The organism is Serratia sp. CY31944 (assembly GCF_052169175.1).
GTDB lineage: Bacteria > Pseudomonadota > Gammaproteobacteria > Enterobacterales > Enterobacteriaceae > Serratia > Serratia sarumanii.
This window is the reverse complement of sequence record NZ_JBJNLG010000019.1, coordinates 18085-34065: the sequence shown is the minus strand read 5'-3', so window position 1 is coordinate 34065 and position 15981 is coordinate 18085. Positions and strand designations below refer to the sequence as shown.

Here is a 15981-nt window from a genome sequence, read left to right as displayed (position 1 = left end):
CCTCTCCTGAAGATCGCAGCGCCCTACCCCTAAGGCTACGCCACTGTGCACGGCGATACAATCTGCCCGGCTTAAGGTTAGGTAAAGCCGTGTGTGGCTAATAACCTAACCTGTTTCAATAAATTAAATTTATGACGTTAAAAAAGGGTTGCGCGGTGGACAGCGGATAGTTTAGCTTAATTGGCATACGGTTTTTACCGGCTTTTGATTAGAGAAAAACACCATGACACGCGTTCAGTTCAACCACCATCATCACCATCACCCTGACTAGTCTTTCAGGCGATGAGTGCTGGAAGACGGTTTGTTAATCTTCCAGTGGCGCGCAGAACGCAAGAGAGAACCCTCGGAAGATTTCTTCCGAGGGTTTTTTTTTGGTTTCGGACAGACAGAAAGAATATTTTTAAAACAAATTCATAAAATTACAGATTAAATAGAGGTTACCATGCTGGACAAGACACGTTTACGGATCGCAATGCAGAAGTCGGGCCGCCTGAGCGAGGAATCCCAGGAACTGCTGGCGCGCTGCGGCATCAAGATCAACCTGCAGCAGCAGCGTCTGATCGCCTTCGCGGAAAACATGCCGATCGATATCCTGCGCGTGCGCGACGACGACATTCCGGGCCTGGTGATGGACGGCGTGGTCGATCTGGGCATCATCGGCGAAAACGTGCTGGAAGAAGAGCTGCTCAGCCGCCGCGCTCAGGGCGAAGACCCGCGCTACTTCACCCTGCGCCGCCTCGATTTCGGCGGCTGCCGCCTGTCGCTGGCCACCCCGCTCGACGCCGAATACGCCGGCCCGCAAAGCCTGCAGGACGCCCGCATCGCCACCTCTTACCCGCACCTGCTGAAGCAATACCTCGACAAGCAGGGCGTGCGCTTCAAATCTTGCCTGCTGAACGGTTCGGTGGAAGTGGCGCCGCGCGCCGGCCTGGCCGACGCCATCTGCGATCTGGTCTCTACCGGCGCCACGCTGGAGGCCAACGGCCTGCGCGAGGTGGAGGTGATCTACCGCTCCAAGGCCTGCCTGATCCAGCGCGACGGCGAAATGCCGGAAGCCAAACAGCAGCTGATCGACCGCCTGATGACCCGCATTCAGGGCGTGATCCAGGCGCGTGAATCCAAATACATCATGCTGCACGCGCCGAGCGAGAAGCTGGACGAGATCGTCGCGCTGCTGCCGGGCGCCGAACGCCCGACCATTCTGCCGCTGGCCGGCGCGCAGAACCGCGTGGCGATGCACATGGTGAGCAGCGAAACCCTGTTCTGGGAAACCATGGAAAAACTGAAAGCGCTCGGCGCCAGCTCGATTCTGGTGCTGCCGATTGAAAAGATGATGGAGTAACGCCATGTCGACCTTCAACACGCCGATCGACTGGGCAACGTGCAGCGCCGAACGCCAGGCCGAGCTGCTGATGCGCCCGGCAATCGCCGCTTCCGACAGCATCACCCGCACGGTGAGCGAGATCCTCGACAACGTGAAGGCCAACGGCGATCGGGCGCTGCGCGACTATAGCGCCCGCTTCGACAAGGCGGAAGTCGCCGCGCTGCGCGTCAGCGCCGAGCAGATCGCCGCCGCCTGCGCGCGGCTGGGCGATGACATCAAACAGGCGATGGCGGTGGCCGTCGCCAACGTGGACACCTTCCACAACGCGCAGCGACTGCCGCCGGTGGACGTCGAAACGCAGCCGGGCGTGCGCTGCCAGCAGGTGACCCGCCCAATCGACTCGGTGGGCCTGTATATTCCCGGCGGGTCGGCGCCGCTGTTCTCCACCGTGCTGATGCTGGCGACGCCGGCGCGCATCGCCGGTTGCCGCCGGGTGGTGCTGTGCTCGCCGCCGCCGATCGCCGATGAGATCCTGTATGCGGCGCAGCTGTGCGGCGTGCAGGAAGTGTTTCAGGTCGGGGGCGCACAGGCGATCGCCGCCCTGGCGTTCGGCACCGAAAGCGTGCCGCGCGTGGCGAAGATCTTCGGGCCGGGCAACGCCTTCGTGACCGAAGCCAAGCGGCAGGTCAGCCAGCGCCTCGACGGCGCGGCCATTGACATGCCGGCCGGGCCTTCGGAGGTGCTGGTGATCGCCGATGCCGGCGCCACCCCGGCGTTCGTCGCTTCCGATCTGCTGTCGCAGGCCGAACACGGCCCGGATTCGCAGGTGATCCTGCTGACGCCGGACGCGGCAATGGCGCAGGCAGTGGCCGAAGCGGTGGAAAGCCAGCTGGCCGAGCTGCCGCGCGCCGAGACCGCCCGCCAGGCGCTGGCGAGCAGCCGCCTGATCGTGGCGCGCGATCTGCCAGAGTGCGTGGCCATCAGCAACCGCTACGGCCCGGAGCACCTGATCATTCAGACCCGCAATGCGCGCGAGCTGGTGGACGGCATCACCAGCGCCGGCTCAGTGTTCCTCGGCGACTGGTCGCCGGAGTCCGCCGGCGATTACGCCTCCGGCACCAACCACGTGCTGCCGACCTACGGCTACACCGCCACCTGCTCCAGCCTGGGGCTGGCCGATTTTCAAAAACGCATGACGGTGCAGGAGCTGACGCCGCAGGGCTTCAGCAACCTGGCCGCCACCATCGAGACCCTGGCCGCCGCCGAGCAGCTGATCGCCCACAAGAACGCCGTGACCCTGCGCGTCGCCGCCCTGAAGGAGCAAGCATGAGCATCGAAAAACTGGCGCGCGCCAACGTTCGCGAGCTGACCCCTTATCAATCGGCGCGCCGCCTCGGCGGTAAGGGCGACGTGTGGCTCAACGCCAACGAATACCCGATCGCGCCCGAGTTCCAGCTGACCGCGCAAACCTTCAACCGCTATCCGGAGTGCCAGCCGGCGCAGGTAATCGAACGCTACGCCGCCTACGCCGGGGTGAAGAAAGAGCAGGTGCTGGTCAGCCGCGGCGCCGATGAAGGCATCGAACTGCTGATCCGCGCCTTCTGCGAGCCGGGCAAAGACGCCATTCTGTTCTGCCCGCCGACCTACGGCATGTACGCCGTCAGCGCCGAAACTTTCGGCGTGGAGCGCCGCACCGTGGCCGCCAAAGAGGACTGGCAGCTGGATCTGCCGGCCATCGCAGACAGCATGGACAACGTGAAGCTGATCTACGTCTGCAGCCCGAACAACCCGACCGGCAACCTGATCGACCCGGACTCGCTGCGCAACCTGCTGGAGCTGGCCAAAGGCAAGGCGATCGTCGCGGTGGACGAAGCCTATATCGAGTTTTGCCCGCAGGCCTCGGTGGCCGGGTGGCTGAGCGACTATCCGCACCTGGCTATCCTGCGCACGCTGTCGAAGGCCTTTGCGCTGGCCGGCCTGCGCTGCGGCTTTACGCTCGCCAACGAAGATCTGATCGCCCTGCTACTGAAGGTGATCGCGCCTTACCCGCTCTCGACGCCGGTGGCGGATATCGCCGCGCAGGCGCTGAGCGAAGAAGGTATCCGCACCATGCGTCAGCGCGTCACCGACATCGCCGCCACCCGCAGCTGGCTGCAGCAACAGCTGGAAAAATGCGCCTGCGTCGAGCAGGTTTTCGCCAGCGACAGCAATTACCTGCTGGCCCGCTTCACCGCCTCAAGTAATGTGTTTAAAAGCTTGTGGGATCAGGGCATTATCTTACGAGACCAAAACAAACAGCCCGGGTTGTCCGGCTGCCTGCGCATCACCATAGGCACCCGCGACGAATGTCAACGCGTGGTGGACGCCTTGTCCGCCCTGCCCGGCGCCAACCAGACTCGCCAGGAGCCAATGTGAGCCAAAAAATCCTCTTTATCGATCGTGACGGCACGCTGATCGCCGAGCCACCGGAAGATTTCCAGGTTGACCGCCTGGACAAGCTGGCGCTCGAGCCGGACGTGATCCCTTCCCTGCTGGCGCTGCAACAGGCGGGGTATCAGCTGGTGATGATCACCAATCAGGATGGGCTCGGCACCGCCAGTTTCCCGCAGGAAACCTTCGATCCGCCGCACAACCTGATGATGCAGATCCTCAGCTCGCAGGGCATTCAGTTCGCCGATGTGCTGATCTGCCCGCACCTGCCGGCGGACAACTGCGACTGCCGCAAACCGAAAACCGCGCTGGTGAAGGGCTACCTCGAACCCGGCGTGCTGAATGCCGCCCACAGCTACGTGATCGGCGATCGGCCGACCGACGTGCAGCTGGCGGAAAACATGGGCATCCAGGGGCTGCGCTACCAGCGCGGCGTGCTGGGCTGGAAAGAGATCGTGCGCCAGCTGACCCTGCGCGACCGCCACGCGCGGGTTAACCGCGTGACCAAAGAGACGCAGATCGACGTCAACGTCTGGCTGGATCGCGAAGGCGGCAGCAAGATCAAAACCGGCGTCGGCTTCTTCGATCACATGCTGGATCAGATCGCCACCCACGGTGGCTTCCGCATGGAGATCGACGTCAAAGGCGATCTGTATATCGACGATCACCACACGGTGGAAGACACCGGTCTGGCGCTGGGTGAAGCGCTGAACAAGGCATTGGGCGACAAGCGCGGCATCGCCCGCTTCGGCTTCGTGCTGCCGATGGACGAGTGCCTGGCGCGCTGCGCGCTGGATATTTCCGGCCGCCCGCACCTGGAGTACAAGGCCGAGTTCAACTATCAGCGCGTCGGCGATCTCAGCACCGAAATGGTCGAGCACTTCTTCCGTTCGCTCTCTTACACCATGGGCTGCACGCTGCACTTGAAGACCAAGGGCAAAAACGACCACCACCGGGTCGAGAGCCTGTTCAAAGTGTTTGGCCGCACGCTGCGCCAGGCGATCCGCGTCGAGGGCAATACCCTGCCGAGCTCGAAAGGAGTGCTGTGATGAACGTGGTGATTTTGGATACCGGCTGCGCCAACCTGGCCTCCGTCACCTACGCGGTGCGGCGCCTGGGCTATCAGCCGGAGGTGAGCCGCGATCCGGAGATCGTGCTGCGCGCCGACAAGCTGTTCCTGCCGGGCGTCGGCACCGCGCAGGCGGCGATGGATCAACTGCGCGAGCGCGATCTGATCGAGCTGATCAAGGCCTGCACGCAGCCGGTGCTGGGCATCTGCCTCGGCATGCAGCTGCTGGCGGCCAGCAGCGAAGAGAACGGCGGCGTGACCACGCTCGGCCTCATCGATACGCCGGTCAAGCAGATGACCGACTTTGGCCTGCCGCTGCCGCACATGGGCTGGAATCAGGTGTCCGCGCAGGCGGGCCACCATCTGTTCCGCGGCATCGATGACGGCGCCTACTTCTATTTCGTTCACAGCTATGCGATGCCGATATGCCCCAGCACCATCGCCCAGGCGAACTACGGCGAGCCCTTCACCGCCGCCGTGCAAAAAGACAACTTCTTCGGCGTGCAGTTTCATCCAGAACGTTCTGGAGCGGCCGGCGCACAACTGTTGAAAAACTTTCTGGAGATGTAGGCAGCATGATTATTCCGGCTTTGGATTTGATCGACGGTAACGTGGTGCGTTTGCATCAGGGCGATTACGGCCAACAGCGCGACTACGGCAACGATCCGCTGTTACGCCTGCAGGACTATCAACAACAGGGCGCGCAGGTGCTGCACCTGGTCGATCTGACCGGCGCCAAGGATCCGGCGGCACGCCAGATCCCACTGCTGCGCAAACTGCTGGCAGGGGTTAATGTGCCGGTGCAGGTCGGCGGCGGCATCCGCAACGAGCAAGACGTCAGCGCCCTGCTGGAGGCCGGCGCCACGCGCGTGGTGATCGGCTCCACCGCGGTGAAACAGCCGCAATTGGTGCAGAGCTGGTTCGAGCGCTACGGCGCCGACGCGCTGGTGCTGGCGCTGGACGTGCGCATCGACGCGCAGGGCGTGAAACGCGTGGCCATCAGCGGCTGGCAGGAGGATTCCGACGCCACGCTGGAACAGGTGGTGGAGCAGTTCCTGCCCTACGGGCTGAAGCACGTGCTGTGCACCGACATTTCGCGCGACGGCACGCTGGCCGGTTCCAACGTGGCGCTGTATCAGGCGATCAGCCGCCGCTATCCGCAGGTGGCCTTCCAGGCCTCGGGCGGCATCGGCAATCTGGACGACATCGCCCAGTTGCGCGGCAGCGGCGTTGCCGGCGTGATCGTGGGGCGCGCCCTGCTGGAAGGTAAATTTAGCGTTGAGGAGGCGATCGCATGCTGGCAAAACGGATAATCCCGTGCCTGGATGTTAAAGACGGGCAAGTGGTGAAAGGCGTGCAGTTCCGCAACCACGAAATCATCGGCGACATCGTGCCGCTGGCGCAGCGCTATGCGCAAGAAGGTGCGGACGAGCTGGTGTTTTACGATATCACCGCCTCGAGCGACGGCCGGGTGGTGGACAAAAGCTGGGTATCGCGCGTGGCGGAGGTGATTGATATTCCGTTCTGCGTCGCCGGCGGCATTAAAAGCGCCGAGGACGCCAGCCAGATCCTGTCTTTCGGCGCCGACAAGATTTCGATCAACTCGCCGGCGCTGGCCGATCCCGAGCTGATTAGCCGCCTGGCGGAACGCTTCGGCGTGCAGTGCATCGTCGTGGGCATCGACACCTGGTTCGACAGTGAAACGGGCAAGTATCACGTCAACCAATATACCGGCGACGAGAGCCGCACCCGCATCACCCAGTGGGAAACCCTCGACTGGGTACAGGAAGTGCAGCGCCGCGGCGCCGGTGAGATCGTGCTGAACATGATGAACCAGGACGGCGTGCGCAATGGTTACGATCTGCAGCAGCTGCGCCGGGTGCGCGAGGCCTGCAAGGTGCCGCTGATCGCCTCGGGCGGCGCGGGCACCATGGAGCACTTCCTGGAAGCGTTCCGCGATGCGGACGTCGACGGCGCGCTGGCGGCGTCGGTGTTCCACAAACAAATCATCAATATCGGCGAGCTGAAAAGGTTCCTGGTTGAACAAGGCGTGGAGATTCGCGTGTGCTGACAGAACAACAGAACAACCAGCTGGACTGGAAAAAAACCGACGGCCTGATGCCGGCCATCGTGCAGCACGCCGTTTCCGGCGAAGTGCTGATGCTGGGTTACATGACGCCGGAAGCGCTGGCGGCCACCGAGCAGAGCGGCAACGTCACCTTCTTCTCGCGCACCAAGCAGCGCCTGTGGACTAAGGGTGAAAGCTCCGGCCACTTCCTCAAGGTGGTCAGCATCACGCCGGACTGCGATAACGACACGCTGCTGGTATTGGCCAACCCGATCGGCCCGACCTGCCACCTCGGCAACAGCAGCTGCTTCCACCCGGCCGCCAGCGACTGGACGTTCCTCTATCAGCTGGAGCAGCTGTTGGCGGAGCGCAAGCACGCCAGCCCGAACAGCTCGTACACCGCCAGCCTGTATGCCAGCGGCACCAAGCGCATTGCGCAGAAGGTCGGGGAGGAAGGCGTGGAAACCGCGCTGGCCGCCACGGTCAACGATCGCGAAGAGCTGACCAACGAGGCCTCGGATCTGATCTATCACCTGCTGGTGCTGCTGCAGGACCAGGATCTGGACCTGAGCGCGGTGATCGGCCGGCTGCGCGAACGGCATCAGAAAAAAGCGTGACGCTAACTCGCGCCCAATAAAAAAGCCGCCGGGCGTTAACCTCGGCGGCTTTTTTTATCGCTCAACGGGGCGGGCTTATTCCATCCATTCGGTATGGAACACGCCTTCCTTGTCGATGCGTTTATAGGTGTGCGCACCGAAGTAGTCGCGCTGCGCCTGGATCAGGTTCGCCGGCAGCACCGCGGAGCGGTAGCTGTCGTAGTAGGCGATCGCAGCGGAGAAGGTCGGCGTAGGAATACCGTTCTGCACGGCATAGGCCACCACGTCACGCAGCGCCTGCTGGTACTCGTCGGCGATTTGCTTGAAGTATGGTGCCAGCAGCAGGTTGGCGATATCGGCATCCGCCGCGTAAGCGTCGGTGATCTTCTGCAGGAACTGGGCGCGGATGATGCAGCCGGCGCGGAAGATCTTGGCGATTTCGCCGTAGTGCAGATCCCAGTTGTTTTCTTTAGACGCGGCTTTCAGCTGAGAGAAGCCCTGCGCGTAGGATACGATCTTGCCCAGATACAGCGCGCGACGCACTTTCTCGATGAATTCGGCTTTGTCGCCGGTGAACGGTGCCACTTTCGGGCCGGTCAGCACTTTAGACGCGGCAACGCGCTGGTCTTTCAGCGAGGACAGGTAGCGCGCAAACACCGACTCGGTGATCAGCGACAGCGGTTCGCCCAGATCCAGAGAGCTCTGGCTGGTCCACTTGCCGGTGCCTTTGTTGGCGGCTTCGTCCAGGATCACATCAACCAGGTATTTACCCTCTTCGTCTTTCTTGGTGAAGATGTCTTTGGTGATGTCGATCAGGTAGCTGTTCAGTTCGCCCTTGTTCCACTCGGCGAAGGTTTCGGCCAGTTGCTCGTTGCTCAGGTTCAGCGCCTGCTTCAGCAGGGAATAGGCTTCGGCAATCAGCTGCATGTCGCCATATTCGATGCCGTTGTGCACCATCTTCACATAGTGGCCGGCGCCGTCTGCACCGATGTAGGTCACGCAAGGCTCGCCTTCGGCAACCGCAGCGATTTTCTCCAGGATCGGCGCCACCAGCTCGTAAGCTTCTTTCTGGCCGCCAGGCATGATGGAAGGCCCTTTCAGCGCGCCCTCTTCACCGCCGGAAACGCCGGTACCGATGAAGTTGAAGCCCTGGTCGGACAGTTCGCGGTTACGACGGATGGTGTCCTGATAGTAGGTGTTGCCGCCGTCGATCAGGATATCGCCCTTGTCCAGGTGCGGAGTCAGCGAGGCAATGGTTTTATCCGTTGCTTCGCCCGCTTTCACCATCAGCAGGATGCGGCGCGGTTTTTCCAGCGATTCGACAAACTCTTCAACGGTGTAATACGGCGCCAGATTCTTGCCCGGGTTCTCAGCGATCACTTCGTCAGTTTTGTCGCCAGAACGGTTGAAAATGGAAACGGTGTAACCACGGCTCTCGATGTTCAGCGCGAGGTTGCGGCCCATTACCGCCATGCCGACAACGCCGATTTGTTGCTTGGACATTTAGGAACTCCTGTCTGAGATAATTACTACATTGTAATCAAATGGTTATACAACATAGTAGGGTTGCATTGCTTTATTGTACATGATTATTCCTAAGCATGTACCTATCGCAGCCATAACAATCTTTACAAAATCACGCACAGTTGGCGGTTCTATATACGCCCTGAGCGCATTGCTACATTACCGGTAACATTGCGGAAAAGAAAAGGTTCGGATGTGCGGTTTGCCGCACTCGTGTCAACGGCCAAAAATCAACCAGAACATGTGGTTCAAGATGAGGATATCGCATTGGCAAACCTGCTCCACACCTTCGAAAGAAGTCATCCCATTACGCACCACGCTTGCATTTTGGTCTGTAATCCTACAATTCCTAGCAATTGCACATATCTCATTTGAATATGTCATCACTGGTTACTAGGAACAGACTGAAACCCTGAAAATCCAGAGGCATTACAAGTGATTTAGTGGTAGGATATTAAAGGTTTTCTAGCCTATTTATGCTGAAAATAGTTTCAGCATATGAATGAAAACTAACACGCGCCCCCCTCTATTGGTTCTCGCTTACCAAGGGCGGTAGCGTGCTTTTTTAGACTAAACACGCTTGCGCAGAGCAACGCCCTGCCTAAAAATCAGGCAATCTGTACGCGAAAAACTCAGTGTTCACTTCCGCTTCATCAAGAAATGTGATGTTTTTTGCTGAAGTGAAGGCATCGAAAAATAAAAGAAAATCTCATGTATCATTGATGTGTTCCGCGACATTACCGTAGGACCGAAACGCGTTTGACAATAGCCAGTGGTAATGCGATGCGGGTGCGCACGGACAAAACAGATTATGTTCACGATATGAAAATCTCCGAGAGAAAATTTTGGCGTATTTTCCATGGAATGCTCGCGGAACAGTGTGTTTAGCCCTATAGCTATTTTCTCATCCTCCGCCATATCAATAACGCATCCGTTACACATGATTATGTTACGAAGAAAGTTAAACCATAAAGTCAAAAAAGTTAATCAATAGCCTAGGTGTTAAATGAATATTTTCTCTATTCTTGTTAAGACTTTTTATCGGTGTCTTCATACACTTACCACCAATAAGAATCTTGTTATTTCACTTTCAAAACGGGATATCGGCAGTAAATACAAAGGGTCATTCATCGGGCTTCTTTGGTCGTTTATTAATCCAGTATTGATGATGGTGATTTATACCTTCGTTTTCAGCGTCGTATTTAAAATTCGCTGGAGCGCAGGGGTAGACTCCAAAGGAGAATTTGCGTTAGCACTATTTATTGGTTTGATTTTTTTCGGGCTTTTTTCTGAATGTATTAACCGAGCTCCCTCATTAATTGTTAATAACGTTAACTATGTTAAGAAAGTTGTTTTCCCAGTTGAAACGCTGCCGCTCGTGTCTTTGCTGACCGCGCTGTTTCAAATGGTGATAAATTTGATCGTCTGGTCGTTATTTTATGTGGCAATTGTAGGACTTCCTACCTGGCACATCCTGTGGTTACCAGTGATCATTGCGCCATTCCTCATGATGGTCCTGGGCGTATCCTGGTTTCTTTCATCTCTAGGTGTTTACTTAAAGGACATCGCCCAAGTCGTTGGCGTGCTCACCATGATTTTGATGTACCTCTCGCCGATATTCTATCCGATATCCATGCTGCCTGACGCCTATCATATCTTCATGCAACTCAGCCCGTTGACTTACGTGATTGAGCAGGCAAGAGATTGCATGATGCTGGGTAAAAATATCGCCTGGGGCAGTTGGGGCGTTTATACCCTCACCTCTTTCGTCATCATGCTGCTAGGTTATGGTTGGTTTATGTTCACGCGTAAAGGGTTTGCCGATGTCATCTGAATTCGCAATTTCAGTCAAAAATATTTCGAAACGATTTGAAATGTACGCAAACCCGAAGCATCGCTTATATCAGATGCTCTCGTTTGGTCACCGTACGTTTTTCAAAGAGTTCTGGGCATTAAACGGCGTTACCTTTGACGTTAAGCGCGGTGAAACACTCGGTATTTTGGGGCGTAACGGCGAAGGGAAAAGCACCTTGTTGCAGATTATCGCCGGTACGCTGACAGCAACCTCAGGGAGCGTCGAAGTCAATGGCAAACTGGCTGCGCTGCTGGAACTCGGCGCCGGTTTCAACCCTGAGTTTACCGGCCGTGAAAACGTTTATCTGAGCGGCATAATTCTTGGCATGACGCGCAGTGAAATGGATCAGAAGTTCCCTGAGATCGAAGCCTTTGCCGACATCGGCGAACATATCGACCAACCGGTCAAAACCTACTCCAGCGGAATGTATGTACGTTTGGCTTTTGCCGTTCAGGCTTGCATAAAACCTGAAGTGCTCATCGTTGACGAAGCACTGTCGGTCGGTGATGAGAAATTCCAACGCAAATGCTTCGACTATATCGAATCCCTGCGCGCGCAGGGATGTTCGATCATCCTAGTGACACATTCAACATCGACCGTAGAGAAGTTTTGCCAGCGCGCTATTTTATTGCGTAAAGGTCGGGTTGAAGCCATCGGTAGCGCTAAGGAAATCATCGATCAATACCATGCCCTGCTTTATTCGGACGAAAAGACCTACCTTCGTTATCTGAATAACATCGCTAAAAACACCAATAAATCAGCCGACGCGCCGGTAAAAGAAAGCCAGGACGCTGTCGCTGCCCATGAGGGCTCAATCGCGGAACAAGCCGAAAGCGACCTGACAAGCGGAGCACTGATTGAAAGTTGGATTATCAAAGATATCCACAATCAGCCATGCGATCTTTTCCGCGTAGGCGAAAAGGCTGTTATCAGCTTTGATATTAGCGTGTTTGGACCAATAGCAGAACTGCAAGCCGGTTTAGTCATCAAGACCGTTGAAGGCATCACGGTATTTGGCACCAGCACTTTATACCATAAAAAGAATATACATGATGCTAAGGGCGGCGATATTCTTAGGGCAACGTTTGAACTTGACCTGGCTCTGTGCGAAGGCAGCTATTTTGTTTCATTAGCTATCGCCAACGCCATCAGCCACGCTGATATGTCCTACCTTGATAAGAAAACTGACGTGATCGTTCTTAAGGTCATAGAGCCCCGTACAACTATGTCAGGTATTGCTGCCTTGCCTGTTTCGTTATCACTCGAAAAGTGGTCAGGAGAACATGAATAAATCAATACTTATCATAACTCAGTATTACTCTATCGGCGGGTTAGAGACCTATATAGACACCCAGGTAAAGGATCTGGTTGCCCACGGTTATCAGGTACATCTTATGTCTGCCGCTGTAGCAGACTCGACATTATTGCCCGAAGAACTGAGCTCATACCATGAAAATTCCGATTTGAATATAGGCTCAATCAGCCAGCTCATTCAGGCGATCGACACGATACGTCAAGTAATCAAAGAAAAGGATATTGATCTCGTTCATGTTCACCCCTTTGATTGCATTTTCCCCGCAGTGATTGCTGCAGATTGTGAGAAAATTCCCTCGCTATTGACGCTGCATGGACCACTGTCGCTGCAACATTTCACCAAGAACATTTATAATCAAACGCTGGCCATCTACTTTCTAAAGACACTGCAAACAATATTCTGCGTGTCTCAAGAAATAGCAGACCAACTGGCGGAAATTATCGACCATCCGTCGGTCATGATCGTCCCTAATCTGATCGATAATAATCAAATTCACAACACAGAGATAGAGTGCCCTGAGAATAAAAGCTGGCTGATTGCCAGCAGATTAGATAGTGACAAATCCGATGGTATTATAAGCTTCATCGATTTCGCAAGCCGCTGCGAATCCATAAGCGGCTTAGATATTTATGGGGACGGTGATAATGCACACCTAATTAGAACTTATGTAAGTGATAACGGTTACAATGAGTGGGTTCATTTTAAAGGTATCGTGAGCGATATTCCCGCAGTGATGAAAAATTATGCTGGGTTCGCAGGAATGGGACGTGGCGTACTTGAGGCGGGTTTTAGTCAGCTTCCTATCTGCCTGGTAGGATATGACGGCATCAAAGGAATACTTGATGACGAACTCTTTAAGCAAGCCGCCTATTGTAATTTTTCAGGCAGGAACTTGAGCAATGTCGATGAAGAACAACTCATAGCTGCATTTTCCAGCGCTCGTCCTCTTTCTCCATCACTGCTCAACCAATATCAAAGTGAAGGTCGATGGAGCCAAATTTTCGAAGGTTTCACGGCTCCTGATAAAGAAAGATATGACAACAGCGATTCTTTAAGCCTTTACCAAAATTTAGCAGACCCCCCTGAGTTGCAGCACGACGAAAATTATTTATACGCTAACGAATTTATTACCGCTATTTTCAAAACGGTAGCAAATCGTTTATTAGAAAGCCGCACTATAATAACCATGCACGATGAATGTTTAACCGAGAACGTCGGAATGAAAAATAAACTCGATAAGGAAATGGGGGATTTTCAAAGTAGTACGATCATCCCTCCGAGTGCCGAGCAGTCTGTGATGGCAAAATTAAGTGAACTAGAGCAGCAAAATCAATCGTTGCAACAAGACGTTAAATCTCTGGTTCAACTATTGACCTCTATGGCGGAACAGCAAAACCAGCATATGCAAACTCAAGCACAAGCCTTGGGGGCAACCTCACTGCAAAAGCTCAGATATTGGTTCCAGCTCACCAGCCAGTCTGTCACCAGACCAGACAAACGTTATGAATTAGCTAAAACCCTTTACTGGAAGCTTCCCGAGCCTCTAAGAGTGAAGCTACACTCACAACGTCATCGCTACGTGCAAAAATATTTCCAGTATCGCTGCAATGCCGCTGCAACTGAAATTACAGCGTCGGAAAACTTGCCGACATGGCTCTTAGAGGTGAACAACGCGGAAAAAATCATCTTTATTCCTTGTAGCTTTGAATTTGACGAACTGGTCAACCAACGTCCGATTAATGCGGCAAAATATTTTGCTGAAAAAGGGTATAAGGTTATTTTCATCGCCTGGCAATGGACACCGCAGGAGTCCCTGTCGAAAGGTTGCTCTCAGGTGTGGCAAAACGTTTACCAAGTGCCTTTGTATGAATTCGTCAACTTTACCAAACAATGCAAATTGAATGGTAAAACGGCGCTATTCATCATTACTCTGCCAGCACAGGTATTTATACCAGCTATCTACGATTTCAGAGCGCAAGGCTGTCACATTGCTTACGATATCATGGATGAGTGGGAGTGCTTCAATCAAGTGGGCCAAGCACCTTGGTATCTGCGAGAAGCGGAAGAAACTATCATATTACAAAGTGATTATGTATGTGGCGTTGCTCCATCACTGCGCGATAAATTCTCCTCGCTCCGAAGTGATATTGAGGTTATTGGCAACGGTTACTCAGAGAACGTATTGGGCGATACACGAAATATCGCGCAGAGCACCTCAAATAAAGTGGGTTACTTCGGCCACCTTACGGACTCCTGGTTTGACTGGGATATCATTTTTAAACTAGCCGAACATAACCCTCAGTATCATTTTGAAATTATTGGTTATGGCGAGCCCGAATGGGTTGTCGAAAAAGTGAAGCATTTTACCAACATCATGCTAGTTGGTAAAGTGATGCCGAAAGATCTCCATCAATATGTTAAAGAATGGTCGATCGGGTTAATCCCCTTCAAAAGTGGTGAGCTTGCCCAAGCGGTAGATCCTATTAAAATATATGAGTACCTTTATTTTGGTTTGCCAACGTTGGTAACAGGTATCGAACATATTAAACGCTATCCGATGACTTATTTTTCCGACGGAAGTGATATCCTTGAGTTGTTTAATAAAACATTAAATTGCGAGCGAAACTCATCCGAACTTGAAACATTCCTGAAAGAAACAACCTGGGCAGCCAGGTTCAAAAAAATGGAGTCAGACATTTTGACTCAAAATGGAATCGGAGAACTTTATGCTTCGTAAAATAGCATTTATCTACCCTTGGGCAACCCACGGGGGTGTTGAAAAGGTCATGCTTACTCGTGCAAAACTGCTAAATGACACGGGGATTTATCAGATTGACGTTCTCTTTACTCACGACTCTGGTGCAGCTAAAGCGATTAATTCCGCTCTGTCTGATTGTAAAAACGTCAATGTAAAAATAGTCAGCCTGAATTATCTGCAGGAGCAGAATTACCACTATATATTCTGTATCGATTTTCCTGCCGCACTTGAATTTTGCCATACTAAAAAACTCAAATACTTTGCAGAATGCCACACGCCTTATAAGGATAACAGAGCCTATCTGAGCAATATCCCGGAAAGTTGTTCGGCAATACTTTGTCCTTCAAACCTGTTCATGGAACAACTTGAGCCTGAGTTGAAGAAAGTGCCCTGTCAACTATCACTGCTGCGCAATTTTGTTCCTTGGGATCATGTATCTCATGAGGCAGATAGTATTCCAACGTTACCGCGTTGGTCGAGAAGGCCTATCCTATTTTTGGGACGTATGGATAAGTTAAAAAACCCACTTGAACTATTAGATGCATTTGTTTCACTGAAAGCGCGCCATCCTGAAAAATATATGCTTCTTCTGTGCGGCCCACAATCCTCTGAGATCGACATCAATACCGAGTTAGCAAGCCGAGGCCTGATTGGCGATGCCGTTGTCTTGCCGCCAGTGCCATTTTTAAAAGTTGATAAGCTTCTCATCGCAGTCTCCAAAGCAAATGGCATATTTATTTCGCCATCAACAGGGGAGTCCTTTGGGCTATCAGCTTCAGAAGCCATTTGTTCCGATATACCTGTCGTTTTATCCGATATCGAAGCACACCGGTATTTAGTGGCTCCCCGTGAGAAAGAGTTCACCTATCCTCTGCATGGTGCACGTCAATTGTCAGAAAAAATAGAGTTTATTTCTGAAAACTATGCAAATTCCAAAGTATCACTGTCCGAACTTAAAGATAAGTTTTCAGCTCATGCCTTTATGAGCGATTGGGATGAATTGCTACGTAGACACTAATTTCGACCATCCTATGCTGACTTT

Annotated in this window: 14 protein-coding genes and 1 other annotated feature; of the genes, 13 read left to right on the top strand and 1 reads right to left on the bottom strand. The window is 54.1% G+C overall.

The annotated features are described in order from the left end of the window. Positions 1-223 precede the first annotated feature (223 nt). The 9 genes from hisL (at position 224) to hisIE (ending at position 7508) form a co-directional block, all read left to right on the top strand. Positions 224-271 (top strand): his operon leader peptide, encoded by a 48-nt coding sequence (gene hisL, locus ACJ8IN_RS18680; RefSeq protein ID WP_100396937.1) that lies wholly within the window; start codon positions 224-226, stop codon positions 269-271. Then, positions 247-373: a sequence feature (His leader region), on the top strand. Its footprint overlaps the gene before it by 25 nt. A gap of 69 nt (positions 374-442) precedes the next feature. Continuing rightward, positions 443-1342, top strand: a complete 900-nt coding sequence (gene hisG, locus ACJ8IN_RS18675) for an ATP phosphoribosyltransferase (RefSeq protein WP_033637770.1) — start codon at positions 443-445, stop codon at positions 1340-1342. A gap of 4 nt (positions 1343-1346) precedes the next feature. Further along, positions 1347-2654 (top strand): histidinol dehydrogenase, encoded by a 1308-nt coding sequence (hisD, locus tag ACJ8IN_RS18670; protein WP_039566788.1) that lies wholly within the window; start codon positions 1347-1349, stop codon positions 2652-2654. Beyond that, complete coding sequence (gene hisC / locus ACJ8IN_RS18665) at positions 2651-3739, top strand: histidinol-phosphate transaminase (RefSeq protein WP_041034253.1); 1089 nt, start codon at positions 2651-2653, stop codon at positions 3737-3739. The genes hisD and hisC overlap by 4 nt, the downstream gene beginning before the upstream one ends. Continuing rightward, entirely contained in the window at positions 3736-4803 is a 1068-nt protein-coding gene (gene hisB / locus ACJ8IN_RS18660; RefSeq protein ID WP_033637767.1) for a bifunctional histidinol-phosphatase/imidazoleglycerol-phosphate dehydratase HisB, read from the top strand. Before hisC ends, hisB begins: the two co-directional genes overlap by 4 nt. Continuing rightward, positions 4803-5393 (top strand): imidazole glycerol phosphate synthase subunit HisH, encoded by a 591-nt coding sequence (hisH, locus tag ACJ8IN_RS18655; protein WP_033637766.1) that lies wholly within the window; start codon positions 4803-4805, stop codon positions 5391-5393. Before hisB ends, hisH begins: the two co-directional genes overlap by 1 nt. A gap of 5 nt (positions 5394-5398) precedes the next feature. Then, positions 5399-6136, top strand: coding sequence for a 1-(5-phosphoribosyl)-5-[(5-phosphoribosylamino)methylideneamino]imidazole-4-carboxamide isomerase (hisA, locus tag ACJ8IN_RS18650; protein WP_042784058.1), 738 nt, complete (start codon positions 5399-5401; stop codon positions 6134-6136). Further along, entirely contained in the window at positions 6118-6894 is a 777-nt protein-coding gene (hisF, locus tag ACJ8IN_RS18645; RefSeq protein ID WP_033637764.1) for an imidazole glycerol phosphate synthase subunit HisF, read from the top strand. The genes hisA and hisF overlap by 19 nt, the downstream gene beginning before the upstream one ends. Beyond that, a complete protein-coding gene (gene hisIE / locus ACJ8IN_RS18640) occupies positions 6888-7508 on the top strand; it encodes a bifunctional phosphoribosyl-AMP cyclohydrolase/phosphoribosyl-ATP diphosphatase HisIE (protein WP_308325565.1) in 621 nt (206 codons plus the stop codon). The genes hisF and hisIE overlap by 7 nt, the downstream gene beginning before the upstream one ends. Positions 7509-7583: 75 nt before the next feature. Here the strand turns inward: hisIE and gndA are convergent, their stop codons facing one another. After that, on the bottom strand, positions 7584-8990 hold the full coding sequence (gene gndA / locus ACJ8IN_RS18635; protein WP_004938815.1) for an NADP-dependent phosphogluconate dehydrogenase: 1407 nt from the start codon (positions 8988-8990) through the stop codon (positions 7584-7586). A 1027-nt stretch (positions 8991-10017) separates the two neighbouring features. Here gndA and ACJ8IN_RS18630 point away from each other — a divergent pair. Genes ACJ8IN_RS18630 through ACJ8IN_RS18615 form a run of 4 tightly spaced genes read left to right on the top strand, consistent with a single transcriptional unit; the run spans position 10018 to position 15957 of the window. After that, complete coding sequence (locus tag ACJ8IN_RS18630; RefSeq protein ID WP_033654608.1) at positions 10018-10845, top strand: ABC transporter permease; 828 nt, start codon at positions 10018-10020, stop codon at positions 10843-10845. Continuing rightward, positions 10835-12157: an ABC transporter ATP-binding protein gene (locus tag ACJ8IN_RS18625; protein ID WP_060421577.1), complete on the top strand. Its 1323-nt coding sequence runs from the start codon at positions 10835-10837 to the stop codon at positions 12155-12157. Before ACJ8IN_RS18630 ends, ACJ8IN_RS18625 begins: the two co-directional genes overlap by 11 nt. After that, the gene (locus ACJ8IN_RS18620; RefSeq protein ID WP_161764246.1) at positions 12150-14918 is read left to right on the top strand and encodes a glycosyltransferase; all 2769 of its coding nucleotides are present in this window, start codon (positions 12150-12152) and stop codon (positions 14916-14918) included. Before ACJ8IN_RS18625 ends, ACJ8IN_RS18620 begins: the two co-directional genes overlap by 8 nt. After that, the gene (locus ACJ8IN_RS18615; RefSeq protein ID WP_072270354.1) at positions 14908-15957 is read left to right on the top strand and encodes a glycosyltransferase family 4 protein; all 1050 of its coding nucleotides are present in this window, start codon (positions 14908-14910) and stop codon (positions 15955-15957) included. The genes ACJ8IN_RS18620 and ACJ8IN_RS18615 overlap by 11 nt, the downstream gene beginning before the upstream one ends. The last annotated feature ends 24 nt before the right edge of the window (positions 15958-15981 follow it).